This window comes from Stenotrophomonas riyadhensis (assembly GCF_040256885.1).
GTDB classification, from domain to species: domain Bacteria; phylum Pseudomonadota; class Gammaproteobacteria; order Xanthomonadales; family Xanthomonadaceae; genus Stenotrophomonas; species Stenotrophomonas riyadhensis.
The window spans coordinates 1537671-1563143 of record NZ_CP155568.1; the positions used below are offsets into that span (position 1 = coordinate 1537671).

24 protein-coding genes and 4 tRNA genes are annotated in these 25473 nt (G+C 67.7%); 23 read left to right on the forward strand and 5 right to left on the reverse strand.

Going from position 1 to position 25473, the window contains the following annotated elements; translation table 11 throughout:
- Nucleotides 1–98: 98 nt before the first annotated feature.
- From uvrB to SriyCCGPB3_RS07175, 3 genes are all read left to right on the forward strand, one after another.
- Nucleotides 99–2123, forward strand: coding sequence for an excinuclease ABC subunit UvrB (uvrB, locus tag SriyCCGPB3_RS07165; protein ID WP_350260020.1), 2025 nt, complete (start codon nucleotides 99–101; stop codon nucleotides 2121–2123).
- Nucleotides 2124–2230: 107 nt separating this feature from the next.
- Nucleotides 2231–2305 (forward strand) — tRNA-Val (locus SriyCCGPB3_RS07170).
- Between the two features lie 98 nt (nucleotides 2306–2403).
- Nucleotides 2404–2478 (forward strand) — tRNA-Val (locus tag SriyCCGPB3_RS07175).
- Between the two features lie 96 nt (nucleotides 2479–2574).
- Here SriyCCGPB3_RS07175 and SriyCCGPB3_RS07180 read toward each other — a convergent pair.
- From SriyCCGPB3_RS07180 to SriyCCGPB3_RS07190, 3 genes are all read right to left on the reverse strand, one after another.
- On the reverse strand, nucleotides 2575–2907 hold the full coding sequence (locus tag SriyCCGPB3_RS07180; RefSeq protein ID WP_153856948.1) for a hypothetical protein: 333 nt from the start codon (nucleotides 2905–2907) through the stop codon (nucleotides 2575–2577).
- Nucleotides 2908–3166: 259 nt separating this feature from the next.
- Complete coding sequence (locus SriyCCGPB3_RS07185) at nucleotides 3167–3355, reverse strand: hypothetical protein (protein ID WP_049444507.1); 189 nt, start codon at nucleotides 3353–3355, stop codon at nucleotides 3167–3169.
- A 113-nt stretch (nucleotides 3356–3468) separates the two neighbouring features.
- On the reverse strand, nucleotides 3469–4038 hold the full coding sequence (locus SriyCCGPB3_RS07190; RefSeq protein ID WP_110711788.1) for a TlpA family protein disulfide reductase: 570 nt from the start codon (nucleotides 4036–4038) through the stop codon (nucleotides 3469–3471).
- A 162-nt stretch (nucleotides 4039–4200) separates the two neighbouring features.
- Between SriyCCGPB3_RS07190 and SriyCCGPB3_RS07195 the strand changes: the two genes are divergently transcribed.
- Nucleotides 4201–4341: a hypothetical protein gene (locus SriyCCGPB3_RS07195; RefSeq protein ID WP_180847485.1), complete on the forward strand. Its 141-nt coding sequence runs from the start codon at nucleotides 4201–4203 to the stop codon at nucleotides 4339–4341.
- Nucleotides 4342–4386: 45 nt separating this feature from the next.
- Here the strand turns inward: SriyCCGPB3_RS07195 and SriyCCGPB3_RS07200 are convergent, their stop codons facing one another.
- Both SriyCCGPB3_RS07200 and SriyCCGPB3_RS07205 read right to left on the reverse strand, forming a co-directional pair.
- Nucleotides 4387–4671, reverse strand: coding sequence for a hypothetical protein (locus SriyCCGPB3_RS07200; RefSeq protein WP_110711789.1), 285 nt, complete (start codon nucleotides 4669–4671; stop codon nucleotides 4387–4389).
- Nucleotides 4672–4703: 32 nt separating this feature from the next.
- The gene (locus tag SriyCCGPB3_RS07205) at nucleotides 4704–5471 is read right to left on the reverse strand and encodes a MipA/OmpV family protein (protein ID WP_350260021.1); all 768 of its coding nucleotides are present in this window, start codon (nucleotides 5469–5471) and stop codon (nucleotides 4704–4706) included.
- Nucleotides 5472–5616: 145 nt separating this feature from the next.
- On the opposite strand from SriyCCGPB3_RS07205, the gene SriyCCGPB3_RS07210 reads away from it, so the two are divergent.
- From SriyCCGPB3_RS07210 to SriyCCGPB3_RS07300, 19 genes are all read left to right on the forward strand, one after another.
- Nucleotides 5617–6288 carry a response regulator transcription factor gene (locus SriyCCGPB3_RS07210; RefSeq protein WP_110711791.1) on the forward strand — a complete coding sequence of 224 codons (672 nt, stop codon included), beginning with the start codon at nucleotides 5617–5619 and terminating at the stop codon, nucleotides 6286–6288.
- A 1-nt stretch (nucleotide 6289) separates the two neighbouring features.
- The gene (locus SriyCCGPB3_RS07215; RefSeq protein WP_350260022.1) at nucleotides 6290–7642 is read left to right on the forward strand and encodes a sensor histidine kinase; all 1353 of its coding nucleotides are present in this window, start codon (nucleotides 6290–6292) and stop codon (nucleotides 7640–7642) included.
- Between the two features lie 59 nt (nucleotides 7643–7701).
- A complete protein-coding gene (locus SriyCCGPB3_RS07220; protein ID WP_350260023.1) occupies nucleotides 7702–10101 on the forward strand; it encodes a DNA internalization-related competence protein ComEC/Rec2 in 2400 nt (799 codons plus the stop codon).
- 3 nt (nucleotides 10102–10104) lie between these two features.
- Nucleotides 10105–10767 (forward strand): MotA/TolQ/ExbB proton channel family protein, encoded by a 663-nt coding sequence (locus SriyCCGPB3_RS07225; protein ID WP_110711794.1) that lies wholly within the window; start codon nucleotides 10105–10107, stop codon nucleotides 10765–10767.
- Between the two features lie 3 nt (nucleotides 10768–10770).
- The gene (locus SriyCCGPB3_RS07230) at nucleotides 10771–11193 is read left to right on the forward strand and encodes an ExbD/TolR family protein (RefSeq protein WP_004152323.1); all 423 of its coding nucleotides are present in this window, start codon (nucleotides 10771–10773) and stop codon (nucleotides 11191–11193) included.
- Nucleotides 11190–12938, forward strand: a complete 1749-nt coding sequence (gene msbA, locus SriyCCGPB3_RS07235) for a lipid A export permease/ATP-binding protein MsbA (protein WP_350260024.1) — start codon at nucleotides 11190–11192, stop codon at nucleotides 12936–12938. Before SriyCCGPB3_RS07230 ends, msbA begins: the two co-directional genes overlap by 4 nt.
- The gene (gene lpxK / locus SriyCCGPB3_RS07240; protein WP_110711796.1) at nucleotides 12938–13957 is read left to right on the forward strand and encodes a tetraacyldisaccharide 4'-kinase; all 1020 of its coding nucleotides are present in this window, start codon (nucleotides 12938–12940) and stop codon (nucleotides 13955–13957) included. The genes msbA and lpxK overlap by 1 nt, the downstream gene beginning before the upstream one ends.
- A gap of 74 nt (nucleotides 13958–14031) precedes the next feature.
- Nucleotides 14032–14805 carry a 3-deoxy-manno-octulosonate cytidylyltransferase gene (kdsB, locus tag SriyCCGPB3_RS07245; protein ID WP_110711797.1) on the forward strand — a complete coding sequence of 258 codons (774 nt, stop codon included), beginning with the start codon at nucleotides 14032–14034 and terminating at the stop codon, nucleotides 14803–14805.
- Entirely contained in the window at nucleotides 14802–15290 is a 489-nt protein-coding gene (locus tag SriyCCGPB3_RS07250) for a low molecular weight protein-tyrosine-phosphatase (protein ID WP_350260025.1), read from the forward strand. Before kdsB ends, SriyCCGPB3_RS07250 begins: the two co-directional genes overlap by 4 nt.
- The gene (locus SriyCCGPB3_RS07255; RefSeq protein WP_110711799.1) at nucleotides 15287–16699 is read left to right on the forward strand and encodes a hypothetical protein; all 1413 of its coding nucleotides are present in this window, start codon (nucleotides 15287–15289) and stop codon (nucleotides 16697–16699) included. Before SriyCCGPB3_RS07250 ends, SriyCCGPB3_RS07255 begins: the two co-directional genes overlap by 4 nt.
- Nucleotides 16696–18540, forward strand: a complete 1845-nt coding sequence (uvrC, locus tag SriyCCGPB3_RS07260; RefSeq protein ID WP_106467615.1) for an excinuclease ABC subunit UvrC — start codon at nucleotides 16696–16698, stop codon at nucleotides 18538–18540. Before SriyCCGPB3_RS07255 ends, uvrC begins: the two co-directional genes overlap by 4 nt.
- Nucleotides 18541–18558: 18 nt before the next feature.
- The gene (pgsA, locus tag SriyCCGPB3_RS07265; RefSeq protein ID WP_012510614.1) at nucleotides 18559–19185 is read left to right on the forward strand and encodes a CDP-diacylglycerol--glycerol-3-phosphate 3-phosphatidyltransferase; all 627 of its coding nucleotides are present in this window, start codon (nucleotides 18559–18561) and stop codon (nucleotides 19183–19185) included.
- A 154-nt stretch (nucleotides 19186–19339) separates the two neighbouring features.
- Nucleotides 19340–19415, forward strand: a tRNA-Gly gene (locus SriyCCGPB3_RS07270).
- A 137-nt stretch (nucleotides 19416–19552) separates the two neighbouring features.
- Entirely contained in the window at nucleotides 19553–20659 is a 1107-nt protein-coding gene (locus SriyCCGPB3_RS07275) for an NAD(P)/FAD-dependent oxidoreductase (RefSeq protein WP_110711800.1), read from the forward strand.
- A gap of 116 nt (nucleotides 20660–20775) precedes the next feature.
- A tRNA-Gly gene (locus SriyCCGPB3_RS07280) sits at nucleotides 20776–20851 on the forward strand.
- Nucleotides 20852–21220: 369 nt separating this feature from the next.
- Complete coding sequence (locus tag SriyCCGPB3_RS07285) at nucleotides 21221–22684, forward strand: TolC family protein (protein WP_153855184.1); 1464 nt, start codon at nucleotides 21221–21223, stop codon at nucleotides 22682–22684.
- Nucleotides 22681–23820, forward strand: coding sequence for an ABC transporter permease (locus tag SriyCCGPB3_RS07290; protein WP_180847495.1), 1140 nt, complete (start codon nucleotides 22681–22683; stop codon nucleotides 23818–23820). The genes SriyCCGPB3_RS07285 and SriyCCGPB3_RS07290 overlap by 4 nt, the downstream gene beginning before the upstream one ends.
- A gap of 10 nt (nucleotides 23821–23830) precedes the next feature.
- Nucleotides 23831–24559: an ABC transporter ATP-binding protein gene (locus SriyCCGPB3_RS07295; RefSeq protein WP_088025564.1), complete on the forward strand. Its 729-nt coding sequence runs from the start codon at nucleotides 23831–23833 to the stop codon at nucleotides 24557–24559.
- Nucleotides 24556–25470 (forward strand): HlyD family secretion protein, encoded by a 915-nt coding sequence (locus SriyCCGPB3_RS07300; RefSeq protein ID WP_350260026.1) that lies wholly within the window; start codon nucleotides 24556–24558, stop codon nucleotides 25468–25470. Before SriyCCGPB3_RS07295 ends, SriyCCGPB3_RS07300 begins: the two co-directional genes overlap by 4 nt.
- The last annotated feature ends 3 nt before the right edge of the window (nucleotides 25471–25473 follow it).

Here is a 25473-nt window from a genome sequence, read left to right on the forward strand (position 1 = left end):
GTGCATCGGCCGTCCATGGCCTGGCGGGTCCGGAAACCCCTCAGCGGGCCGTCACTCCATGCCTCGTATACTTACCACTCCCGGGAACTGGCACCACCATGAGCGACCGTTTTGAACTCGTCTCGCCGTACTCGCCGGCGGGCGACCAGCCTGATGCCATCGCGAAGCTGACCAGCAACTTCGAAGCGGGCATCGCCAAGCAGACCCTGCTGGGCGTCACCGGCTCGGGCAAGACCTACACCATCGCCAACGTCATCCAGAACGTGCAGAAGCCGACGCTGATCATGGCGCCGAACAAGACGCTGGCGGCGCAGCTGTATGGCGAGTTCAAGGCGTTCTTCCCGCACAACGCGGTCGAGTATTTCGTCAGCTATTACGACTACTACCAGCCGGAAGCCTACGTGCCGTCGTCGGACACCTTCATCGAGAAGGACAGTTCGATCAACGAGCACATCGAGCAGATGCGACTGGCGGCGACCAAGACCCTGCTGTCGCGCCCGGACGCGATCGTGGTGGCGACGGTGTCGGCGATCTACGGCCTGGGCGCGCCGGAAGACTACCTGTCGCTGCGCCTGATCCTGTCCAAGGGCGAACGCATCGAGCAGCGCGACCTGATCAACCACCTGACCCAGCTGCAGTACACGCGCAACGAGTACGAACTGCAGCGCGGTACGTTCCGCGTGCGCGGCGAAGTGATCGACGTGTTCCCGGCCGAGTCGGACAGCGAGGCGCTGCGCCTGGAGCTGTTCGATGGCGAGGTCGAGAAGATCACCCTGTTCGACCCACTCACGGGTGAAACCCTGCGCAACATGCAGCGCTTCACTGTGTACCCGAAGACCCACTATGCGACCACGCGCGAGCGTGTGCTGGCGGCGATCGAGACGATCAAGGTCGAGCTGAAGGAGCGCCTGGAGCAGCTGTACGCGCAGAACAAGCTGGTGGAGGCGCAGCGCCTGGCGCAGCGCACCCAGTTCGATCTGGAAATGATGGCCGAGGTCGGCTACTGCAACGGCATCGAGAACTACTCCCGGCACCTGACCGGCAAGAACGCCGGCGAACCGCCGCCGACATTGTTCGATTACCTGCCAGCCGACGCGCTGCTGGTGATCGACGAATCGCACGTGACCATTCCGCAGATCGGTGCCATGTTCAAGGGCGACCGTTCGCGCAAGGAGACGCTGGTCGAGTTCGGGTTCCGGCTGCCCTCGGCGCTGGACAACCGGCCGCTGCGCTTCGAGGAGTGGGAAGAGCGCTGCCCGCGCAGCATCTATGTGTCGGCCACGCCAGGCCCCTATGAGTACCGCGAGGCCGGTGACGAGATCACCGAGCTGGTCGTGCGTCCCACCGGCCTGATCGACCCGGTGGTGGAGATCCGCCCGGTGGGCACCCAGGTTGACGACCTGATGAGCGAAGCCAACGCGCGCATCAAGGCCGGTGACCGTGTGCTGGTCACGACGCTGACCAAGCGCATGGCCGAGAACCTCACCGAATACCTGACCGAACACGGCATCCGCGTGCGCTACCTGCACTCGGACGTCGACACGGTCGAGCGCGTGGAGATCATCCGCGACCTTCGCCTGGGCAAGTTCGATGTGCTGGTGGGCATCAACCTGCTGCGCGAGGGCCTGGACATGCCCGAAGTGTCACTGGTGGCGATCCTGGATGCCGACAAGGAGGGCTTCCTGCGCTCGACCGGTTCGCTGATCCAGACCATCGGTCGTGCCGCCCGCAACGTGCGTGGCAAGGCGATCCTGTATGCGGACAAGATCACCCGTTCAATGCAGGCGGCGATCGACGAGACCGACCGTCGTCGCGCCAAGCAGGTCGAGTACAACGAGCAGCACGGCATCGTGCCGCGCTCGGTGGCGCGTCCGATCACCGACGTGCTGGAAGGCGCGCGCTCCGATGCGGCCGAGAAGGAAGCAAAGAAGGGCAAGGGCAAGGGCAGGCCCGGCGTTGCCGAGGAGGGGAGTGACTATCGATCCCTCAGCCCGGCCCAGCTGGCGTCCCGTCTCAAGGCGCTGGAGCAGCAGATGTACCAGCACGCCAAGGACCTGGAATTCGAGGATGCGGCCCGCGTGCGTGACCAGATCCGGCAGCTGAAGGAAGCGAGTCTGGGCTGAACGCGGCAGTGCAGCATCTTCTTCACAAAAGTGTTGCGCTTCACGGCCGGCATCCGTAATATACGCGGCCTGCACCGACGCAATCGCGGACGTTCAGAAGCAAAAACGGGCGGTTAGCTCAGCGGTAGAGCACTACCTTGACATGGTAGGGGTCACAGGTTCGAACCCTGTACCGCCCACCACGAAGTCCCTGGAAGGGGGCTGTCGTGAACTGCAAAGCCCGGCCCTGGCGCCGGGTTTTTACGTAGCAAGGCCAGCTTTCGGGCGGCAAGAACAAGATGGGCGGTTAGCTCAGCGGTAGAGCACTACCTTGACATGGTAGGGGTCACAGGTTCGAACCCTGTACCGCCCACCACCTGGCTCCCGGCATTGCCGGTGCAGCGGTGGATCACGATGGAAGCCGGCCCTGGGCCGGCTTTTTTCGTTTGCGCCAGTGGGCTGCAGCCAGCCGTCAGCGTTGGGCGACCCATTCGTCGATGCTGATCATGCGCTGCAGCCGCCAGTGCCCATCCACGCGTTCCCAGACCTGCGCGAAGCGCGTCGAGCCGGTATGCCGCTGCGGGGCGCCGGCCTGCAGGGGCTGGTTGCCCACGCGCAGTACGCGATCCTGGCGCAGCCGGTACAGCTGCAGGGTTGCCGGGTCCGCTTTCCGATCCGGCATCGGTGATGTTTCTGCCTGCCCAGCGTCGGCCTGCAGGATCTGGCTGCGCAGGGGGGCATCCCCGGCGTCGGTATCGCGGCCGAACAGACCAGCGCACAGCAGCAGCAGGGCAAGCATCGGCATGGCACGGTGCTCCGGAGAAGGGAGTCCAGCGTGGCACTGCCCCCTGCGGTGTGAAACCGGTATGCGACGAAAGCCGGTAAAGCGCGCGCCAAGACGCTCGGGGAAGGATGAATCCGGGGCCGGAAGTGCCGGGCCGCCCCTGGGGGCGACCCGGCGCGGTGCCCCATGTGCGGGTGGGCACCTATCATCGCCGCAGGACTGGATCAGCGCTGCGGCGCCCGCAGCAGGTCAGCGGGACCGACCTGTGGCGCGGCTTCGATTACAGCGGATCACAGCACAGCACCTGGCCAGGCTTGCCCGAGTTGCCGAACGGGCAGCTCGGATGCGGTTCGCAACCGGGCGCATAGCCGGTCTTGGGGGCGACGGCGAAGGCCTGGCTGGCACCGAAGGCCATGGCCGCGACAACGACGATACCGGCGACGGACGAAAGCACTTTCTTTCCGATCATGTGTATCTCCTTGGTTGGCGTTGTGGTGTTGCAGTTGCCGAAGGCACCGGAGTGCCGGTTGTGGCGCGGATGCGGTGAACGATGACGTGCGCGCCGATGTGGCGCGCGGCATATCAGGGCAGGGCGGGGGCTGGCGCCAGTGAGTTCATGGCGGCGCGCACCACCTGCTCATCGAGCTGGCCTACATGCTTGTAGGTCACGCTGCCATCGGGGGCCAGCACCATCAGCATCGGCGTGACCGTGGCGCGGTAGCGCCTGGACGCATCGCCTTCGCTGTCGATGGCGATCGGAAACTGCAATGCATGCCTTCCAGCGTAGTCGGCCAGTTGGTCGTAAGGGGGCAGTCCCACACCGATCAGTTCACCGCGGCCGCGCGCCGCTGCGATCTGTTGCAGCTGCGGCATCGAGGCCAGGCAGTAGCGGCAGGTGGTGGAAAAGAAGTACAGGATCTGAGGTACGTCGCGCGCGCCGCCGATATCGACGTGGGTGTGCCGGGTCGTGCGCAGCGCCAGTGCGTCCGGGCGGCTGCCCAGGTCGAGGCCGTGCGCTTCCAGCCGCATGTTCTGCAGTTGGGCAGCCATCTGCGCGTTGATCTGCCGGAGCTGGTGGTTCTGCCATCCCAGCACGACGATCAGTGCGGACAGCAGCAGAGCGACAACGGGGAACAGGACGCGCTTGAGCATCGATCATCCTTGAACACAGCGTTGGGCCGAACATACCCGATCGGGCGCGCGGGTTGTTAAGGCGATGTTGCCCGCACGTCCGCAGAGGCGCCGCCTGTACTAGAGTGTTGCCTGCGTGGTCAGGCACGCGCACCCTGCAACCATTACCAGGATCAAACACCGATGAGCGAGCATGTTCCGGTTTCCCGGCCCAATCCCTTCCTCGAACTGCTGTTCGGCGGCAACATGCTGGAGGGTACCTTCAAGGCGGTGATCTGGGTGGCCCTGCTGGCGGCCGTGCTGGCGTGGACCACGTTCCGCTGAGTCTTTCCGCTGCCGCGCAGCACTGGCCGCGTTGCTGGCCTGCGCTCAGGCGCTGAAGGCCTGGCGCAGGCTGCGCAGGGTGGCCTGGCGATGTTCCTTCGCGCTCGCCTCGCCCATTTCCAGTTCCTGCAGGCGCAGCCCGACCAGGGTCATCGACAGCGCGTAGCCGCGTGCCGCGTCGGCGACGCGCGAAAGCCCGAGGGCGCGGCGGGCCAGTGCATTCACGTGCTCCAGATCGGGCATCAGGCCCAGGTAGGCGCGTTCGGCGCTGTCCAGGTCGGGAGCGCGCAGGATCGCGTGGGCTTCGGGAGTGGGGGAGACGGAGGCCATGTGGGGGGTCCTTGTCCGTTGCGGGCGCTCGATCAGAACGAGCGCATCAGGGAAACGAAGGCCGACGTCTGCGTGCCGCGACGGGCCATCGGGCTGTCCTTTACTGCATTGCCAAACCATTGGTTGGCGACCACACCGGTCGCGCGCCACTTCGTGCCCAGGGGCGTACTGACCGCGATCTGCAGGCTTGGCGATGTCGCGCTGCCCGGGTTGTAGGCGGCAAGTCCCGAGCGCAGCGCTTCTTCGTCGGTGATGCCGTAGTAGTAATCCAGCAGGCGCGCACTGGAGTGCACCACGCCGACCTTGGGCACCCAGGTGAAGCGACCGGCCTGGATCGGATAGCTGTAGTGCAGGCGTGATTCCATGCCACCTCCGTGCCCGGTGACCTCGCGCATCACACTGGCCTCGACGATGCCCCAGTCGGCGTTGTACTCGCCGTTGATGCCGGCCATGGCAGACATCTGTCGGCTGTGCAGGCGACGCAGCTGGGGATCGTTCACGTCGTCGGTCTTGAAGCGCAGCGTGTAGGGCGTGACTGCGGCCGACAGGCGCAGGCCCTGGCCCTTGTACAGGTACATGCCCAGCGAGCCCGGGCTGGCGAAGAAGCGCTCGCCCTGCCAGGCAATGGAGGGGACGACCAGCGGCTTGACGTCGTAGTGGGCATACGCACCCGAGGTCGCGCCGGCACTGATACCGGCCTGCACACCCGGGTTGCGGTCGGCGGCGTGGGTGATCAACGGAAGGCCGATGGCAGCGGTGAACAGCAGTGGGCGCAGCAGAGTCGGGGACAGCGACGGCATCGATCAGCCACTTTGCGGGGGATGGCTGTGCATGGTGCGGGCTCAACATTGTCAGAACATTGCGCCTGGACAATCCGCACGCGAAGGCGCCCAAACCCGGCGCCAGGCACTATGATCGGCACCGTTTCCGGTAGCCGAGCCTCTGATGCGCATCCTCCTGGTCGAAGACGATCCTGATCTGTCCCGTGCCCTGCAATCGGGGCTGGAGCGGCAGGGCGTGGTGGCCGATGTGGTCGGCAGCCTGGCGGAGGCGGCCATCGCACTGCGCGAACCGGTGCACCAGTTGATGCTGCTCGACCGGCAGCTGCCCGATGGCGACGGCGCCGGTTTCGTTGCCACTGCGCGGGCGCTGCGCCCCAACCTGGCGGTGATCATGCTGACCGCCAAGGGCACGCTGTCGGACAAGGTCGAGGGGCTGGACGTCGGTGCCGATGACTACCTGGTCAAGCCGGTCGCGATCGAGGAACTGATGGCGCGGATCCGCGCAGTTTCGCGGCGGCCCTCGGCGATGGTAACGCCGAGCCTGCATCTGGGACGGCTGGAATTCGACTTCGAATCGCTGCAGGCGCAGGTGGAAGGCCAGCCGCTGGCGCTGCCCCGACGCCAGGTGCTGGTGCTGCAGGCGCTGGCGATGCGCCAGGGACGCACGGTCACCCGCAGCGCACTGGAGGCGGCGGTGTACGGTTTTGATGATGAGATCCAGTCAAATGCGCTCGATGCGCACATTTCCAAGCTGCGCAAGGCGCTGCAGCAGGCCGGGGCCGGTGTGGAGATCCATGTGATCCGTGGCGTCGGCTACCTGCTGGCGGAGGCCTGAGATGGCGCGTCCGACACGTCCGATCCGCTCCATCACGCTTGGGCTGGCCTGGCGATTGTTCCTGGCCCAGGCGTTCACCGTGCTGTTCGCGGTGGTCGCGCTGATCCTGACCTGGGGCGACAAGGACACCTGGGGCATGGACATGTTCATGGCTGAAGCCGTGGCCAAGGCCGTGCACAGTGAGGGCGGCCGGCTGGTGCTGGATGAAGCACGCTGGCACAAGCTGGACGCGGGCGCGGGTGGCAACCTCTGGTTCGCGGCGGTCGATGACAAGGGCATGTGGCTGGAACGCGGCACCATTCCGGCAATCCACGCGCCGCTGCTGGCGAGGCTGCCGACGCTGGGGGCCACCGAACTCGGCTCACTGGTGCCGCCGTACCTCGACGTGGCGCGGGTGATGATCCGCAACGAGGACGGCCGCCGCATCACGGTGATGGTCGGGGGGGCGCCGAAGGGCGGGCTGCTGGATGGCGCGCTGATGGTGCTGCGCCTGATCGGCCTGTGGTTCTTCCTGCCGTTGATCGTGGTCACGCTGCTGGTGATGCCGACGGTGATCCACCGTGCGATGCGTGGCGTGCGCCGGTCCGCCCAGCAGGCCAAGGAGCTGGACATCGGCCAGCCCGGCGCGCGGCTGGACGCGCAGCTGGTGTCGACCGAGGTCGCGCCGCTGGTGGAAGCCTTCAACGATGCCATCGACAAGGTGCAGCAGGGCTATGCGGCGCGTGACAAGTTCCTTGCCGACGCCGCGCATGAGCTGCGGGTACCGATTGCGGTGGTGCAGGCGCGCCTGTCGCAGTTGCCGCAGGGCGAGCTCAAGTCGCAGCTGCTGACCGACGTCGCACGCCTCGGCAACGTGGCCGAGCACCTGCTGGATCTGCAGCGGCTTGATCGCAATGTCGGCGCGTTGCAGCGGCTGGACCTGGCGCTGCTGGTGCGTGAGGCGGCTGCCGATCTTGCCCCCCTGGTGGTCGGTGCCGGCTATGGCTTCGAAGTGGATGCCCCGGAGGCCCCGGTGTGGATCCACGGCGACAGCCTGGCGCTGGGGCGGGTCATCGCCAACCTGGTGCACAACGCCATCGTCCATGGCGGCGGGCGCGGCACCATCTGCGTGCGCCTGGACGCCCGTGGCCTGCTGGAAGTCAGCGATCAGGGCGCCGGTATTCCGGTCGGAGACCGCGAGGCCATCTTCGAGCCCTTCCATCGTCTGCGCGCAGCGGGTAGCGGCAGTGGCCTGGGCCTGCATCTGGTGAAGGAAATCGTGCAGCATCACGGCGGTTCGGTCAGTGTCGGTGAGGCGGCTGGCGGTGGTGCCAGCTTCCGGGTCAACTTCCATCGCGGTAGCGTCCGGCGCTGACATCCGCGCAGGGGAATTCCCGATAGGCAGCCTGATGCGCGCGACGGCAGGCTGTACGGGTGATTTCCGAACGCGCTGCCTCACCACTGTCCGGCGCCGGTTGTGCCGCCGGGCTGGTACTGGGTGCATTGGCCTGCGTGCAGATGCCGATGCTGCTGCCACTCTGGCTATGCGCGCCGATGGCCGTTGCCGGCGTCGCGGGCTGGCTGTGGCGCTGGCGTGGCCGAGGGTGGGCCGCCGCCCTGTTTGGGCTGGCGTGGGCGACGCTGCACGGCCATTGGGCCCTGCACAATCCGCTTCCACCCGGTGCGCCGCCGCAGGAGGTGCGGGTCCAGGGAAGAGTGGCCGACCTTCCACGGAACGGCCCCGGCTACACGCGTTTCGTGTTGCACGTTGACGAGGCTGCGGCGCTGCCATCGCTGCGTGGCAGGCGCCTGCAGGTCACCTGGAACGACCCGTGGCGCGGCCCGTCGCCACGCGCTGGCGAAGCTGGGCGGCATGCCGTTCGTGCGGGGGCATATTGGGACCTGTCGTTGCGCGTGCAGGCACCGCGCTCGAGGATCAATCCGGGCGGTTTCGATGGCGAGCGCCATGCCTTGCTGCGGGGTCTCTCAGGCAATGGCGTGGTACGCGATCCGGCGAGTGCGCGTGAGCTGCGCCCCGCGCAGGGCCTGCCGGCCTGGCGCGAGCGCAGCAGCGACGCCATCGCAACGCAGGTGGCACATCCTGCCGCGCGGTTCGTGCAGGCCCTGGCACTGGGCGACACGCGCGGCCTGTCCGATGCCGACTGGGAGCACCTGCGCGCGCTGGGCCTGACCCATCTGGTCGCCATTTCCGGTTTCCACGTTGGCGTGGTGGCTGGCTTTGGCGTACTGCTGTGCCGCGTGTCGTGGTGGCTGTGCCCGGTGCTGGGACGGTTCTGGCCTCGGCCACAGGCGGCGGCGTGGGGCGCGGCGTTGGCCGCGGCCGTCTACGCCGTGGTGGCCGGTGGTGCACTGCCAACGGTGCGCGCAGCGCTGATGATCGGCCTGGTTGCACTGGCCCGGGCCGGACGCCGCCCGGTCGGTGCAGGGCAGGGGCTGGCCTTGGCCGCGGTGGTGATGCTGTTGCCGGCGCCGCTGTCGGTGCTGTCGGCCGGCTTCTGGCTCAGTTTCGGGGGCGTGTTGTGGCTGCTGTGGTGCCTGCCGCGGACCGGGCCGGAGGGCGTCGGCGGTGGCCTGCGTGGCTTCCTGGCCGCGCAGGGCGTGGCCAGCCTCGGCCTGCTGCCGCTCTGCGTGGCCCTGTTCGGTGGCACAGCGCGGTTGGGGCCGCTGGTCAATCTGCCGATCATTCCGTGGTGGACCCTGCTGGTAGTGCCGTTGTCGCTGCTGGGTACCGGCCTGCACGCGCTGCATGATGGCGCCGGGCGCTGGGCATGGCACGCCGCCGCCTGGCTGTTCGAGCTCAGCTGGCAGGCCCTGCAGCCGTTGGCGCTGCACCCGCAGGCGATGTGGTGGCTGGCCGAGGCACCGCGCTGGGCGGTGCCGGCAGCGTTGCTGGGGGTGTTCTGGTGGCTGCTGCCGCGTGGCGCCGGCGGTGGCCTGGCCGGACTGCTGCTGTGCCTGCCGCTGCTGTGGCCGGCCCGGCATGCGCCCGCCGCAGGAGAGCTGGAGCTGCTGGTGCACGATGTCGGCCAGGGCACCGCGGTGTTGTTGCGCACGGCGCGGCATGCACTCTGGTACGACGTCGGGCCGCCGACCGGTGGGGATGGCAATGAGCGGATCCTGGTCCCGGCCCTGCGCGCGCTCGGGCAGGGGCCGCCCCAGCAGGCGATGCTCAGCCATGACCATCTTGATCACACCGGCAGCCTACCGAGCCTACGAAGGCAGCTGCCCGGGCTGCAGCTGCTGGCGCCACCGGGCAGCACCATCGCCGGCGCTGCGCCCTGCCAGCAAGGGATGCAGTGGCAGTGGGACGGCGTTGAATTCCAGGTCCTGCACCCGGCACCGGGCAGCCGCCAGGCCGAGAACGAGGACAGTTGCGTGCTGCGCGTCGCCAGCCGTCACGGCGTGGTCCTGCTGCCTGGCGATATCGGCCGCCCGGCCGAGCAGGCGCTGCTGCAGGCGTCTCCGGCAGCGCTGAAGGCGGATGTGGTGCTGGTGCCGCACCACGGCAGTGGCGGCAGCTCCAGCGCGCCGTGGGTGGCCGCCGTGGCGCCACGGCTGGCGGTGGTCTCGGCCGGGCACCGCAACCGCTTCGGCCATCCACGCCAGGACGTGGTCCAGCGCTGGCAGGCGCAAGGGGCGGAAGTGCTGGCCACGGCTGATTCCGGGGCGATCCGCATATGGCTTGGCGCACAAGGGCTGCAGCTGCGTGAACAGCGTATCCACGCATCCCGGTGGTGGGATGCCGCTGGGCGGGCGCGGTCGGCTGCTATCCTATCGCCGATCGAACAAGCGGCCGTTGGGCCGGAGGGTTGAAACGTGTGGGAACTGGTCAAGGCCGGTGGCTGGCCGATGGTGCCGCTGCTGCTGTTGGGCGTACTGGCTTTGGCGATCATCCTGGAGCGTTTCTGGTCCCTGCGGCGGACTGAAGTGCTGCCGCCCGGCCTCGGCCAGGAAGTGCGCAACTGGGCCGCACGCGGCAAGCTCGACCCCGCCCACCTGCAGACCCTGCGGGCGAACTCGCCACTGGGCGCGCTGCTGGCCGCCGCGCTGGAAGCGCGCAATCGCCCGCGCGACCAGATCCGCGAGCGCATCGAAGACACCGGCCGTCACCTGGTGCACCGCATGGAGCGTTTCCTCAACGCGCTGGGCACCATCGCCTCGGCCGGCCCGCTGCTGGGCCTGCTGGGTACCGTGATCGGCATGATCCAGATGTTCCTGGGCATCCTCGACCATGGCGTGGGCGATGTGAACCAGCTGGCCGGCGGCATCGGCAAGGCGCTGGTGTGCACCGCTACCGGCATGATCGTGGCGATCCCGGCGCTGATGTTCCATCGCTACTTCAAGGGCCGCATCCATGGCTACGTGGTGGAGATGGAGCAGGAAGCCAGCGCACTGCTGGATACGCTCGATGGCCGACCCGGTGTGATGAACCCGACGCCGTCCGCGCGTTCGGCCAGCGCCGCTACGGCGAAGGCCTGATCGATGCGTATCGGCAACGACCGATCCCAGGATGAGCCGCATATCGATCTGGTTCCGCTGATCGATGTCATCCTGGTGCTGATCATTTTCTTCGTGGTCACCACCACCTTCGATGCGCGCTCGACGCTGCAGGTGCAGCTGCCGACCGCCAGCCAGCAGCAGACCAATGAACCACCGCGTTCGCTCAGCGTGCTGATCAACGCCGAAGGCCGCTACTTCATCAATGACCAGGAAGTGCTGCGCAGCGACGTCGAGTCGGTCAAGCAGACCATCGCCGCCGTGGCCGGCAGCGATCGTGAACAGACCGTTCTGCTGCGTGCCGACGCGCGCACTCCCTACCAGGCCGTGGTGACCGCGCAGGATGCGCTGGGTCAGCTCGGTTTCCGCCGTATTGCCATTGCAACAGCACCCGAGGTGCGTCCATGAGTTCCAATCACGCGCCGGTGTGGCCGATCTACAAACGTCTGCTGGGGTACACCCACGCCTACTGGGTGTTCATGGTGGCCGCGGTGATCGCCATGGTGGTCGAAGCCCTGGCCGGTTACCACTTCACCAAGTTGATGGAGCCGCTGGTCAACCGGGGCTTCGTCAATCCCGAACCACGCATGGCGGTGATCCTGCCGCTGACCATCCTCGGCCTGTTCCTGATGCGCAGCGCCGCGACCTGGGTCAGCGACTATGCGCTGGCCAGGACCGGTCGCAGCGTGGTGCGTGACCTGCGCGAGCAGGTACTGGCCAAGTACCTGCACCTGCCGTCCTCGCATTTCGATACCGAAGCGACGCCGGTGATGGTCAGCCGCCTGAACTTCGACACTGAACAGGTCACCCAGGCCAGCGCTGATGCGCTCAAGACCGTGGTGGCCGACACCCTGACCATCATCGCCATGCTGGCGGTGATGCTGCAGATGAGCGTCAAGGTCACGGTGGCCATGCTGGTGGTGGTGCCGCTGATCGGGGTGATCGTGTCTTACGTGGGCAAGCGCTACCGCCGCATCAGCCGTGGCATCCAGGATGGCATGGGCTCGATGGCGCAGACCGCCGAGCAGTCGTTGGCCGCGCAGCAGGAAGTGAAGGTGCATGGCACCCAGCAGCACGAGATCTCGCGCTACTCGCGCCTGGCCAACCGCATGCTGTCACTGAACATGAAGGTGGAAGTCACCCGTGCTGCCGCCTCCAGCGTGGTCCAGTTCCTGGCCGCGCTGGCGTTGGCGGTGATCGTATGGGTGTCGACCCGTGAAGCGCTGGCCGGGCGTCTCAATGCGGGCCAGTTCATGGGCCTGATGACCTCGATGATGGCCATCATCCCCTCGCTGCGCCGCCTGACCAGCGTGCAGACCTCGATCTCACGGGGCGTGGCCGCCGCCGAGCGCCTGTTCAGCATTCTCGACATGCGGGTCGAGCGCGACGAAGGCCGCACCACGGTGCAGCGCGTGCGGGGCGAACTGGCCTTCGACCACGTCATGCTGCGTTACCGCGAGGACAGTGGCATTGCCCTGGACGACATCAGCTTCGTCGCCAGGCCCGGCACGGTCACCGCCATCGTCGGCCGTTCCGGCAGCGGCAAGACCAGCCTGATCCGGCTGGTGCCGCGCTTCTACGAACCCAGTGGCGGACGCATCACTCTTGACGGTGTCGCGCTGGATGACTACCCGCTGGCCGACCTGCGCCGCCAGGTCGCGATGGTCGGGCAGAAGGTCATGCTGTTCGACGACACCATCGCCGCCAACATCGCCTACGGTATGGATGCGAGCGAAGAGCAGATCCGCGCAGCCGCCGAAGCGGCCAACGCGTGGGAGTTCATCGCGCGCATGCCGCAGCAGCTGCAGACGCCGGTGGGTGAGAACGGCGCGCTGCTGTCCGGCGGCCAGCGCCAGCGCCTGGCGATCGCGCGCGCGATCCTGCGCGACGCGCCGATCCTGATTCTCGATGAAGCCACCGCCGCGCTGGACAACGAGTCCGAGCGGCTGGTGCAGGACGCGCTGCAGCGCCTGATGCCGGAGCGCACCACGCTGGTCATCGCGCATCGCCTGTCGACCATCGAGCATGCAGACCAGGTGCTGGTGATGGACCACGGTCGCATCGTCGAGCGCGGTACCCACAAAGAGCTGCTCACCATGGGTGGCCTGTACCAGCATCTGCACAGCATGCAGTTCCGCGAAAGGCAGGACTGATGGCTGGCAAGGGTACCCAGACCCCGCCGTACTGGTACGACGGCAGTCCGGTTCCGTGGGCGATGCGCCTGCTGTCACCGCTGTATGCCGGCGTCACCGCGCTGCGCCGGCGTGCCTATCGGCGTGGCTGGCGCAAGCACTACACGCTGCCGGTACCGGTCATCGTGGTCGGCAACATCACCGCCGGTGGCACCGGCAAGACGCCGTTGACCATTGCCCTGGTCGAGCGCCTGCGCGCGGCCGGCTGGAAACCCGGTGTGGCCAGCCGTGGCTATGGCCGTGAAGATGCGGACACGCCGCTGTGGGTGCAGGCCGATACGCCGACCGCCAAGGGCGGCGACGAACCGGTGCTGATCGCCTGGAAGACCGGCGTGCCGGTGCGTGTGGACCGCGACCGCGTTGCTGCTGGCAAGGCGCTGATCGAGGCCGGCTGCGATGTGATCGTCTGCGACGACGGCCTGCAGCACTACCGGCTGGCGCGCGACATCGAGATCGAGGTGGTCGATGCCCAGCGCCGCTACGGCAACGGCCGGATGATTCCGGCCGGGCCGCTGCGCGAACCGGTCAGCCGCGCCAGCGAATGCGATTTCCGCGTGGTCAACCTCGGCCAGGCCGATGAGGAAACGGCGGCCCAGGCCTGTGGCTTCGGCCAGTGGCCGATGGCGCTGCATATCGACAGTGCGCAGCCGCTGGCCGGTGGCCGTGCACGCCCGCTGTCGTACTTCAAGGGCCAGCGCGTGCACGCGGTGGCCGGTATCGCGCATCCGCAGCGATTCTTCGACATGCTGCGCGCGCGTGGCATCGGCGTGGTGCCGCATGCCTTCGCCGACCACCAGGCCTACCAGCCGCAGGACCTGTCCTTCGGCAGCCAACTGCCGGTGCTGATGACCGAAAAGGACGCGGTGAAATGCCGCGCGTTCGGCAACGACTGGCACTACGCCGTTCCGTTGCGCGCCGAACTGCCTGCCGCGTTCTGGGTGGCGCTGACCGACCGCCTGGACAAGCTGCGACCGAACTGAGTGGCGCGGCGGCGCTTGCATTCATGCGCCGCCGGCCGCATTCCCGTTGTAACGAGCCTGCCGAGTACCGCCCCATGACCGAATTCGTCGTCGCCATCCCGGCCCGCTATGCCGCCTCGCGGTTGCCGGGCAAGCCGCTGCGCCTGCTGGGCGGTGAGCCGCTGGTCCTGCACGTGGCGCGCCGCGCGCTGCAGGCCGGTGCCGGCGAGGTCTGGGTCGCCACCGACGATCAACGCATTGCCGACGCACTGTCCGGGCTGGCCGAAGTGAAGGTAGCGATGACCGCCGCCTCGCATGCGTCCGGCACCGACCGCCTGGCCGAATGTGCGCGCATTGCCGGCTGGGCCGACGACACCGTCGTGGTCAACCTGCAGGGCGATGAGCCGTTCGCACCCGCGGCCGGCATCCGTGCGGTAGCCGAGGCGTTGGTCGATGGCAATGCGCCGATGTCGACCCTCGCCACGACCGTCGAAGACGCGCACACCCTGTTCGACCCGAACGTGGTGAAGCTGGTGCGCAACGCGCGCAACGAGGCGATGTACTTCAGCCGCGCGCCGATCGCCTGGCACCGCGATGGCTTCGCACGCAGCCGCGACACGCTGCCGGCCGGTCACAACTGGCTGCGCCATATCGGCATCTACGGCTATCGCGCCGGCTTCCTGCAGCAGTTCGCGGCGATGCCGCCGGGCCAGCTGGAGCAGGTCGAGTCGCTGGAGCAGCTGCGCGTACTGGAAGCCGGCTACCCGATCAGCGTGGCGATCTCGCCGGAGCCGTTCCCGCCCGGCATCGATACCCCGGAAGACCTGGAGCGTGCGGAGACGCTGCTGCAGGCAATGGCCGCCCGATGAAGCTGCTGGTCGTCTGCCTCGGCAACATCTGCCGTTCGCCGATGGCCGAAGGAGCGCTGCGCGCGCGCCTGGACGCCTCGCCGCTGGCTGGTCGGGTGCAGGTCGATTCGGCCGGCACCGGCGACTGGCACGTCGGTGAACCGCCGGACCGGCGCGCGATCGTCTGCGCGGCCGGGCATGGCGTGGACATCGGCGGCCTGCGCGCGCGCCAGCTGCAGGCCGTGGATTTCGACCGCTTCGACTGGATCCTGTGCGCCGACGAAGCCAACCTGCGCGATGCAGGGCGCTTGGCCACACCTGCCCAACGTGAACGCCTGGCACTGTACCTGCCGTGGTCGGGTGGGCAGGGGCGGGTCGCGATTCCCGATCCCTACACCGGCGGCAGTGAGCATTTCGAACAGGTCTGGTCGCTGGTCGACGATGCTGCAAAACGTGCGGTGGCACGACTGTTGCATGACGCCGACTCCGGCATAATCGGGCCATGAACGTCCAGCCCGTCCCGGACCTGCCCGAGTTCGCCACCTGGCTCAATGCCACCCCCTGCACCCTGACCGAACTGCGCGGTCGGCCGGTGGCGCTGTTGTTCGTCAACGCCGCCTCCGCCTGGAGCGCGCAACGCCTGGCCGAATTCGGCCAATGGCTGTCGCGCCACCCCGGCAAGCTGCAGCCGCTGGTGCTGCAGGTGCCGCGCTTCGATTTCGAACGCGACGCCGGTACCGCGCTGAAGCTGCTGCGCCGCCAGGGCCTGTCGATGCCGGTGCTGCTCGATGCCGACTGGGATGGCTGGCGCCGCTTCGGCGTCACCGCCTGGCCGACCCTGGTGCTGCTGGACGCGCAGGGTCGCGAGCAGCAACGCCTGGTCGGGCAGGGTGCGCCGGGTGAACTGGAGCGTGCCTTGAACGCCCTGTGCGAGGGCGCACCGCTGGCGCCGCCACGCGGTGGTACCGAGCTGCATCCGGAGCCGCGCCAGGCCCTGCGATTCCCGCTTGGCCTGGCGGTCAGTACCGAACGCCTGTACATCGCCGACAGCGGCCATCACCGCATCCTCGAATGCAGCCATGGTGGCCGCATCCTGCGCCAGTTCGGGCTGGGTACCGCCGATTTCATGGACGGCAACCTCGCCGAAGCGGCGTTCCACCGCCCGCAGGCGCTGGTGCTGGAGCGCGATTCGCTGTACGTCGCCGACACCGGCAACCACGCGGTGCGCCGTATCAACCTGCTGACCGGGATCGTCGACACCCTGTGCGGCAATGGTCGCCCTGGTGCGCCGGTGGAGGGTCCGGTGGCGCAGGCGCGGCAGGTCTCGCTGGACCATCCGGTCGGCCTGGCCATTGCCGACAACCAGCTGCACATCGCGATGGCCGGCGACAACCGCATCTGGAGCTACCACCTGGGCCAGCGCAGCCTGCAATGGCGCGCCGGCAGTGGTGCCATCGACGAGCGTGATGGCAGCGGGCATCTGGCCGCCTTCGCCCAACCCACCGCGTTGGCCGTCGTGCAACAGGTGCTGTACGTGGCTGATGCCCTGGGATCTTCGGTGCGTGCACTGCAGCTGCGTGGCGACCTGGTGCAGACGCTGGTCGGGCAGGGGCCCTGGCGCTTCGGCAGTGACGACGGTCCGCGCGCGCAGGCCAGCCTGCAGTTCCCACAGGCGATCGCATTGAGCGCGGACGCGCCGCTGTTGTGGATTGCCGATACCGGCAACGGTCGCCTGCGCACGCTGCGCCTGGGCGGCGGTGAACTGACCACCCAGCCGCTGCCGCGCCGCCTGCATGGTCCCGCCGGCCTGGCGGTGGGGGCCGGTGCGGTGTGGATCGCCGAGACCGACGCCCATGCCGTCCTGCGATTCGATCCCGACAGCGGCGTGCTCAGCGAAGTGCCGATCAGCGAATGACCGACGTTCCCGCCCCGGCCTTCGACGGCAAGGCCTTCGCGGCCCAGCTCAGCACCGCTCCCGGCGTGTACCGCATGTACGCGGCCGACGACACCCTGCTGTACGTGGGCAAGGCGCGCGCGCTGCGCAACCGCGTCGGCAGCTATTTCAACGGCAGCCCGAAGAACGCGCGGATCATGTCGATGATCTCGCAGATCACGCGCATGGACGTGACCGTGACGCGCTCGGAAGCCGAGGCGTTGCTGCTGGAAAACCAGCTGATCAAGTCGCTGTCGCCGCGCTACAACGTCTCGCTGCGCGACGACAAGACCTATCCGCATGTGCTGCTGACCCGCGAGGACTGGCCGCGCATCGCGCTGCATCGTGGTCCGCGTGCCATTCCCGGTCGCTATTTCGGGCCGTATCCCGGGGTCACCGCGGTGCGTGAAACGCTGAACCTGATGCACAAGCTGTTCAAGCTGCGCAGCTGCGAGGACAGCGTGTTCCGCAACCGCTCGCGGCCGTGCCTGCAGTACCAGATCGGCCGCTGCAGCGCGCCCTGCGTGGAGCTGGTGCCGGCGCCGGACTACGCCGAATCGGTGCGTCGCGCCGCACTGTTCCTGGAGGGCAAGAGCGACGAGCTGACCCGCGAGCTGGGCGAGCAGATGCAGGCCGCCAGCGAGGCGCTGGAGTTCGAGCAGGCCGCGCGCCTGCGTGACCTGATTTCTTCACTGCGCAGCATGCAGACCCGCCAGTACGTGGATGGCCGCGCCGCGGATCTGGACGTGCTGGCGGTGGCCATGCAGGGCTCGCAGGCCTGTGTGCTGCTGCTGGCCTTCCGTGATGGCCGCAACCTCGGTACCCGCCCGTTCTTCCCGCGCACCAATGGCGAGGAGAGCCCGGAGGAAGTGCTGGCCGCGTTCGTCTCGCAGTACTACATCGAATTCGAGCCGCCGCGCGAGATCCTGCTGGATCGCGAGATTCCCGATGCCGACCTGCTGGTGGCCGCGCTGTCAGCCTCGGCCGAGCGCAAGGTGCAGCTGAAGTGGAACGTGCGCGGCGAACGCGCCGGTTATGTGGAACTGGCCAGCCGCAACGCGCAGCTGACCCTGGCCACCGAACTCAACAGCCGCAACGCGCAGCACGCGCGCAGCGACGCGCTGCGCGACATGCTGGGCCTGGCCGAGCCGGTCAAGCGTGTCGAGTGTTTCGATATCAGCCACACCCTGGGCGAGGCCACCGTGGCCTCGTGCGTGGTGTTCGACGCCGCCGGCCCGGTGCGTGCGCAGTACCGCCGTTTCAACATCAGCGGTATCGAGCCGGGCGACGACTACGCCGCCATGCGCCAGGCCATCGACCGCCGTTTCCGCCGCGCAGTGGAAGAGCAGGGCGTGCTGCCGGACGTGCTGCTGATCGACGGTGGCGCCGGCCAGTTGGCCCAGGCCCAGGCCGCGCTGGCCGACCTGGGCGTGGAAGGCGTGCTGCTGGTGGGTGTGGCCAAGGGCGTGGAGCGCCGCGCCGGCCACGAAGCCCTGGTGATGCCGGATGGACGCGAACTGCGCCCGGGTGCGGCCAATCCCGCGCTGCAGTTCATCCAGCAGGTGCGCGACGAGGCGCACCGCTTCGCCATCACCGGCCACCGCGGCCGCCGCCAGAAGGCACGTATGACCAGCAAGCTGGAGGACATCCCCGGCATTGGGCCGCGCCGCCGCGCCAGCCTGCTCAAGCATTTCGGCGGCCTGGTCGGCCTGAAAGCGGCCGGTGAAGCGGAAATCGCCAAGGTGGAAGGCATCAATGACGCCCTCGCGGCACGTATCTACGCTAACCTGCACGGGTTGGCCACGCCTGATGCGGCCGAGTAGAGAGAGAAGCACGCAAGCATGAAGTTGACCCTGCCCACCTGGCTGACGTTGTTGCGGATCGTGATGATCCCGGTGCTGGTGCTGGTGTTCTACCTGCCCTACACCTGGACCAACTTCGCTTCGGCGGCGATCTTCGGCCTGGCTGCGATCACCGACTGGCTCGATGGCTGGATCGCACGCCGCTACCAGCTGGAGTCGGCCTTCGGCGCCTTCCTCGACCCGGTCGCGGACAAGCTGATGGTGGCGGTGGCGCTGTTCCTGATCGTGCAGGGCCACCCGACGCCGTGGATGGCGTTCTGGGCGGCGGTCATCGTTGGTCGCGAGATTGCGGTGTCGGCGCTGCGCGAGTGGATGGCCGAGCTGGGCCAGCGCGCCAAGGTGCGCGTGGCGATGATCGGCAAGGTCAAGACCACCGCGCAGATGGTTGCGCTGCTGTGCCTGCTGTATTCGGTGGCTCCGAACGTGCCGGTGGAAGACATCTGGATGGGCTGGCCGGTGTTCCACATCGGCGATTGGACCCTGGCGATCGCCGCTGTGCTGACCCTGTGGTCGGGCCTGCAGTACCTGCACGCCGCCTGGCCGAGCCTGCGCGATGACGAGCGCGCGGCGCGCGAGCGTGCGCGGCAGAAGAAGCTGGGCAACTGAGCCCCGGGGTCGGATCCTTTTTCGCAGGAAAGAGCGCTGACCCCATCGGTGCGCCTATCCACGCATGGCGTGGATACGTGGCGCCGGGCACCTCGCAGACCCTGAAAAAAGCGCTTGACGCCATCCTTGGAACGGGTAGAATTTCGCCTCCCAAGCGGGAATAGCTCAGTTGGTAGAGCGCAACCTTGCCAAGGTTGAGGTCGCGAGTTCGAGTCTCGTTTCCCGCTCCAGATTCAAGAAAAACGCTCCCGAAAGGGGGCGTTTTTCGTTTGCGTCCAACGCGCTTCATTGCCACTTCACCGTCGCTCCATCGCCCCACCACATGAAGGTTGGATGCTGCATCCTTCGTTCCAAGGGTGACGCCGCGATGCCTCATCAATCCCCCGCCTACGACCACGATGTGGTCATCGTCGGCGCCAGTTTCGCCGGTGCCGCCTGCGCGCTTGCCGCTGCCCAGTACGGCCTGCGCGTCTGCGTACTCGAACGCAAGGCCGACCCCGGCGAGCGCCTGCACACCACCGGCATCGTGGTGAAGGAGGCGATGGAGCAGACCTGGCTGGGGCGAATGCCCGAACATCTGGTGCAACGCGTCGCGGATGTGCGTCTGTATGCGCCGAACCTGCGCAGCGTGTTGCTGGCTGCACCGGGCTATTACTTCCTCACCACCGATACGCCGAACCTGATGCGCTGGCTGGCCAGTGAGCTGCGCGCGAATGGCGTGGACCTGCGCCTGAAGCAGTCCTTCACCGACGCCCAGCGCAGTGGCGATGGCTGGCAGGTGGACGGGGCAGGGCGCTGTGCCTACCTGGTCGGCGCCGATGGTGCACGTTCGCGCGTGGCCCGGCGTACTGGCCTTGGCCAGGTGCGCGACAATCTCTACGGTGTCGAACGTGAGTTCGCCGGCCTGCAATTGACGCAGGGTGATGCGCTGCATTGCTTCGTCAGCAAGCGCTATGCGCCGGGCTATATCGGCTGGGTCGCGCAGAATCCAACCGGCCTGCAGGTCGGGTTGGCAGTGCGCCATGACCCGGACCGGGTGCGGCCGCCAGATATCGATGGCTTCCTTGAGCATGTGCGCGATGTGGTTGGCATTCCGACATCAGCGCGCCCGTCGGCCACCCGCGCCGGACTGGTACCTTGCGGCCGGCCGCAAGGACAGATCACCGGCCAACGCCTGATCCTGACCGGCGACGCCGCAGGCATCGTCTCGCCGCTGTCGGCTGGCGGCATCCATTCCTCGTGGCGGCATGGTTGGGCGGTCGGCGAGGCGATTGCCCGACATCTGCGTGGCCAAGGGCCGGAAGCCGAACGGGTAGCGCAGCAGGTCGCCCCGGCCTTCCATGGCAAGCGCCTGCTGCGCTGGGCGATGGATCACCTTCAGGCCGATTGGCCGCTCAATGCACTGCTGCACACGGCCGCCACGCGGCGCATCGCCGAGCAGATCTACTTCCACCGCCGCGGTCTGCGCACGTGAAGAGAGCAGGCGGGGGCGTCTGAACGCCGCCCTTCACTTCACGTGAAAATTCCTGTTGACGCCGTGCAGCAATATCGACACAATAGCGCTCCTTCGACGCAGGTCGAACGAAATATGCGGGAATAGCTCAGTTGGTAGAGCGCAACCTTGCCAAGGTTGAGGTCGCGAGTTCGAGTCTCGTTTCCCGCTCCAGATTCAAGAAGAACGCTCCCGCAAGGGGGCGTTTTTCGTTTGTCATGAAGTTGGCCGGCAGGGCCGCTACAGTCGCGCCACGGCATCTTCATGGCGGGCGTGATATCAGTGGCCCGGCGTGACGAATCCGACGTCAGTGTCGCAATCGGAATGGCGGGTCGTATCGGTCGTGGGGACGACCGCAGGCGCGGGGCTCGGCGAAGACGGCAACAAGACGCAATGGCCTGGATGTTGCATCAGCGTTCCGTGCGTCGCATGCGGTGAAAGGCTGGCGAAAGGCCAACGCCAGCGTTGCCTGAACCGCACGCGTGCTGTGACCTTTTTCGGACGATTTCTCCATGTTCGCTCCACAATCGCACGGTAGCCTTCATGCTCCTTCTACACGTTGGCGGGCTGGTGGTCAGGCGTATCACTTCAGTGGCAGTGCCCAAGGCCGGGCACGGACTCTCCCTGCATGCAGTGCTGCGCCCTGGTGCGTTGTTGGCAAGCCTGGCCCTGGCCGGTTGCATGTCGGTGCCTGTTCCGGACCTGCCTGACCGCACGCCCAGCACCTGGACCCAGGTGCCGCAGGGCCAGGGCGTGGCAGTGGATGCCAGACAGTGGTGGAAAGTGCTGTCCGACCCGGCACTGGATGGCCTGGTCGACCAGGCCATCGCTGGCAATCTGGACCTGCAGCAGGCTACGCTGCGCCTGCAGGCCGTTCGGATCGTTGCCGGCACTTCCGACTCGCGTTTCCTGCCGGAAATCTCGGCCAGCGCCAAGCAGGTGCAGGACGCCGCCGCCGTCGATACCTACTTCCATGCCGGCATCGAAGCGATCTGGGACCTGGGCCTGTTCGGCGCCGCCGAGAGCGCGCAGCTGAGCGCGCAGGCTTCGGCCGGCAATGCCGAGGCGCTGCGCAATGCCGCACAGGTGGCGGTGATTGCCGACGTGGTGCGCAGCTATCTGGACCTGACCGTGGCGCAGGCCCAGCAGGACCTGCTGGCCCGTCAGCAGGCGGTGGATGATCGCGGCGAACAACTGGCGCTGATCCGCCAGCGTCTGCGCCTGGATGAGCCCGGCGAACTTGATCGTCTGGGTGCACGCCAGGCAGCGACCCGCGCGGCGACGGCGCAGGCCCGCGAGAATGCAGACAACGCTGCCCGCGCGCTGGCCCTGTTGCTGGGCCGTGATGGCCCGGACCCGGCCTGGCGCACCTATCGCACGCCGCCGAAGCTGGGCGCGTTCTCGCTGCAGCAGGTGCCGGCCGATCTGCTGCGCCACCGCCCGCAGATCCTGCTGGCCGAATCGGACGTGATGCAGGCCGCGGCGAGCAAGGGCTCCGCACGTGCCGCGATGTATCCGCGGGTCAGTCTCGGCGGCTCGATCCTGTACGCCTACAACCTCACCCAGAACGCCCGCTCCAACTCCGACTCCAGTCCGTCGATCGGCCCGTACATCGATATTCCGCTGTGGGACTGGGGCCAGCGCCGCGCGCGTTTCCATGCCGATGAAAAGCAGCTGGATGCCGCGCTGCTCGGCTACCGCAAGGCGGTGCTGGAAGGTGTGAGCGAAGTGGAAGGTGCACTGGGCAGTTTGGCGCGCCAGGACAGCAGCATCCAGTCGCTGCGCGCGGCCGATGATGCCGCCGGCCAGCAGGTCAAGCGCCAGGCGCGGCAGGTGCAGTTGGGCCTGTCCAGCGAATTCGACGGTCTCGATACGCAGCGCGCCGCACTGGCCTCGCAGGCCGATCTGATCGGTGCGCAGGGCGCGCGCGTGCTCGCGTTCGCCTCGCTGTACCGCGCCCTGGGCGGCGCGCCGCTGCCGGTCGAGGCTGAGGGCGAGGCGCAATGATCGCACTGGCTCGCAAGACCCTGGCCTATGAGTGGCGCCGGTTCCTGCCGGTGGTGCTGGCGATGTGTTTCGCCGGCGTGCTGCTGATCGTGCAGGCGGCGCTGGTGCTGGGCATCTTCGGTACCGCCGCGATCTACGTGAAGGCATCGTCGGCTGATATCTGGGCCGGTTTCCCCGGCACCCAGAGTGTCAATTACGGCCATGCAATCAGCGCGGATGTCGAAAGCCACCTGCGCATGGATCCGGATGTCACCCGCGTCGAGCCCTACGAGTGGGTCGATGGCGAATGGCGGTCCGGCGTGCAGGGCACCGGCAACGTATCGGTGTACCTGTCCGGCATCTCCACCCAGGATGACGCGATGATGTTCGCGCGCATCCTCCCTGCCGACCTGCGCGCACAGCTGCGTGAGCCGGGTGCGGTGATCGTCGACAGCGCCGATCTGGATACGCTGGGCGTGGACCTGCAGAACAACCGTGCGTGGATCAACGGCAAGGCGGTGCGTGTGGTCGCCGCACAACCCGGCCTGCGTGGCCTCGGTGGCGTCAACGTGCTGGCGTCGCTGGATACCGCGCGCGCCATTGCTGGCACCGACCCGCACGAGGGCAGTACCTATTTCGTGGCGGGCCTGCGCGCGCCAGACCTGGCCGACCGCGTGCGCTACCGCCTGGCCGCGTCGATGGGGCAGGCCACGCCGGTCGAGTTCTGGACCGCACCGGAGTTCGCCAGCCGCTCGCAGCAATACTGGCTGTTCGATACCGGCGCCGGCATCGCGGTGCTGTTCATGGCCGTCATCGTCTGCTTCGTCGGCGCGGTGATCACCAACCAGTCGTTCGCTTCGGTGGTGGCTGGTTCGGTACGCGAGTACGCCACGCTCAACGCACTCGGTGCCGGACGCTATGCGCTGGCGCGGGTGGTGTTCGAGCAGGCATTGCTGATCGGTGGCGTGGGCATGTTGCTGGCGGCGGCGTTCAGCACCGTCGTGCTGTTGATCGCACAGACCCAGCGCGTGCCGGTGCAGCTGACGCCGATGGTCATCATCGGCTGCGTGGCACTGGTCGCGGTGATGGCCATGCTGTCGAGCATCATGGCGGTACGCAGTGTCGTCCGCTCCGATCCATCGTTGCTGCTGCGTTGAGGACCGGCCGATGACTTCCATACGCGCCGTCGCCCCGACCCTGCAGGCCGATGCACTGGAAAAGGGCTTCATGTCCGGCGATGTGCAGGTGCCGGTGCTGCGCGGCCTGTCGCTGGACATCTATCCCGGTGAACTGACGCTGGTGTCGGGCCCCTCCGGCTGTGGCAAGAGCACGCTGCTGTCGCTGCTGTCCGGCCTGTCATCGCCCGATGGCGGTCGCGTGCACGCGCTGGGCCAGGACGTGGGCCACATGACCCGCAGTGAAGTGGAGCGCTTCCGCCTGCACCATGTCGGCTTCGTGTTCCAGGGTTTCAATCTGTTCCCGGCGCTGACCGCGCTGGAACAGGTGCAGCTGCCGCTGGGCTATCGTGGCATGAGCAATCGCGAAAGCGAACCGCTGGCCCGCAAGGCACTGGAAGAGGTGGGCCTCAGCCACCGCAGCCACATGCGACCGGCGCAGCTGTCCGGCGGTGAGAAGCAGCGTGTGGCCGTTGCCCGCGCCTTCGCCAAGTCGCCGACGCTGATCTTCGCCGACGAACCCACCAGCGCGCTGGACGCCGAGAACGGCCAGCGCGTGATCGACATCCTGCACCGCTACGCACGTGCGCATGGCGCCACCGTGCTGTGCGTGAGCCACGATCCGCGCCTGATCCGGCATGCCGATCGGGTGATCGCCATGGAAGACGGCATGGTCCGTGATGACCGCCGCCAGAACGAAACTGTAGAGTCCGCCCCATGACCAAGACGTCGCACCTGCTCCCCCTCAGCCTGGCCCTGTCCGCGGCATTGCTGCTCGGCGCCTGTTCCAAGGACGCGCCTGCCCAAGTATCTGCAGGTAAAGCCAGCACTGCTACCGCCGACAAGGTCGCGGTGGCGCGCGGCATCATCGACGTCGAGGGTGGCCTGATCGCGCTGGCGCCGCCGGTGGATGGTTCGATCACCGCCGCGCCGGTGAAGGAGGGCGCCACGGTGAAGAAGGGACAGTTGCTGCTGTCGCTGGATGGAGCCCTGCTGCAGCAGGAGGTGGCGATGGCCACCGCCGATCTCGCCCTGGCCAATGACCGCCTGAAGGGCAGCCAGGCGCAGCTGCGCGAACTGGAGCGCAACGCCACCCGCCTGTCCACCGGCGCCAGCGAAGGCGTGTCGTCCAACCAGCAGGCCGATGCGGCCAAGCAGCAGCTGGCAGGTGTGCGCGCCGATGTCGATGTGGCCGGTGCGCAGGTCGACATGGCCCAGCACAAGCTGGAACACGCCAGACTGAAACTGCAGCAGATGTCGCTGAGCGCGCCGGAAGCCGGCACCGTGGTCGGCCAGGTGCCGGGGCTCGGCGCCTTCGTGCAGGCTGGCAAGCCCGCGATCTCGCTGCTGCCGGCGCGTCCGCTGCAGGTGCGCGCCGAACTCAGCGCCGCCTATGCCGATGCCGTGCAGGTCGGCATGAAGGCCACCGTAGTGCCGGACAGCGATGGTGCTGAGAACACCGGCTCACTGCCACCCGCGCGCGTGGTGCGCATCAGTCCGGTGTTCGCGCAGGCACGCTTGCCCGAAGACGCGGGGCGTGGCGTGGCCAAGGTGGTGGAGTGTGTGCTGGAGTTCGACGGCGAGGCCAAGGCGCGCTTCGGCCAGCATGTGCGGGTGGAGTTCCGGAAGTAGGGC

Coding starts and splice junctions, on each gene's coding strand:
- uvrB (WP_350260020.1), top strand. CDS start 99: ATGAGCGACCGTTTTGAACTCGTCTCGCCGTACTCGCCGGCGGGCGAC.
- SriyCCGPB3_RS07180 (WP_153856948.1), bottom strand. CDS start 2,907: ATGCCGATGCTTGCCCTGCTGCTGCTGTGCGCTGGTCTGTTCGGCCGC.
- SriyCCGPB3_RS07185 (WP_049444507.1), bottom strand. CDS start 3,355: ATGATCGGAAAGAAAGTGCTTTCGTCCGTCGCCGGTATCGTCGTTGTC.
- SriyCCGPB3_RS07190 (WP_110711788.1), bottom strand. CDS start 4,038: ATGCTCAAGCGCGTCCTGTTCCCCGTTGTCGCTCTGCTGCTGTCCGCA.
- SriyCCGPB3_RS07195 (WP_180847485.1), top strand. CDS start 4,201: ATGAGCGAGCATGTTCCGGTTTCCCGGCCCAATCCCTTCCTCGAACTG.
- SriyCCGPB3_RS07200 (WP_110711789.1), bottom strand. CDS start 4,671: ATGGCCTCCGTCTCCCCCACTCCCGAAGCCCACGCGATCCTGCGCGCT.
- SriyCCGPB3_RS07205 (WP_350260021.1), bottom strand. CDS start 5,471: ATGCCGTCGCTGTCCCCGACTCTGCTGCGCCCACTGCTGTTCACCGCT.
- SriyCCGPB3_RS07210 (WP_110711791.1), top strand. CDS start 5,617: ATGCGCATCCTCCTGGTCGAAGACGATCCTGATCTGTCCCGTGCCCTG.
- SriyCCGPB3_RS07215 (WP_350260022.1), top strand. CDS start 6,290: ATGGCGCGTCCGACACGTCCGATCCGCTCCATCACGCTTGGGCTGGCC.
- SriyCCGPB3_RS07230 (WP_004152323.1), top strand. CDS start 10,771: ATGCGTATCGGCAACGACCGATCCCAGGATGAGCCGCATATCGATCTG.
- msbA (WP_350260024.1), top strand. CDS start 11,190: ATGAGTTCCAATCACGCGCCGGTGTGGCCGATCTACAAACGTCTGCTG.
- lpxK (WP_110711796.1), top strand. CDS start 12,938: ATGGCTGGCAAGGGTACCCAGACCCCGCCGTACTGGTACGACGGCAGT.
- kdsB (WP_110711797.1), top strand. CDS start 14,032: ATGACCGAATTCGTCGTCGCCATCCCGGCCCGCTATGCCGCCTCGCGG.
- SriyCCGPB3_RS07250 (WP_350260025.1), top strand. CDS start 14,802: ATGAAGCTGCTGGTCGTCTGCCTCGGCAACATCTGCCGTTCGCCGATG.
- SriyCCGPB3_RS07255 (WP_110711799.1), top strand. CDS start 15,287: ATGAACGTCCAGCCCGTCCCGGACCTGCCCGAGTTCGCCACCTGGCTC.
- uvrC (WP_106467615.1), top strand. CDS start 16,696: ATGACCGACGTTCCCGCCCCGGCCTTCGACGGCAAGGCCTTCGCGGCC.
- pgsA (WP_012510614.1), top strand. CDS start 18,559: ATGAAGTTGACCCTGCCCACCTGGCTGACGTTGTTGCGGATCGTGATG.
- SriyCCGPB3_RS07275 (WP_110711800.1), top strand. CDS start 19,553: ATGCCTCATCAATCCCCCGCCTACGACCACGATGTGGTCATCGTCGGC.
- SriyCCGPB3_RS07285 (WP_153855184.1), top strand. CDS start 21,221: ATGCTCCTTCTACACGTTGGCGGGCTGGTGGTCAGGCGTATCACTTCA.
- SriyCCGPB3_RS07290 (WP_180847495.1), top strand. CDS start 22,681: ATGATCGCACTGGCTCGCAAGACCCTGGCCTATGAGTGGCGCCGGTTC.
- SriyCCGPB3_RS07295 (WP_088025564.1), top strand. CDS start 23,831: ATGACTTCCATACGCGCCGTCGCCCCGACCCTGCAGGCCGATGCACTG.
- SriyCCGPB3_RS07300 (WP_350260026.1), top strand. CDS start 24,556: ATGACCAAGACGTCGCACCTGCTCCCCCTCAGCCTGGCCCTGTCCGCG.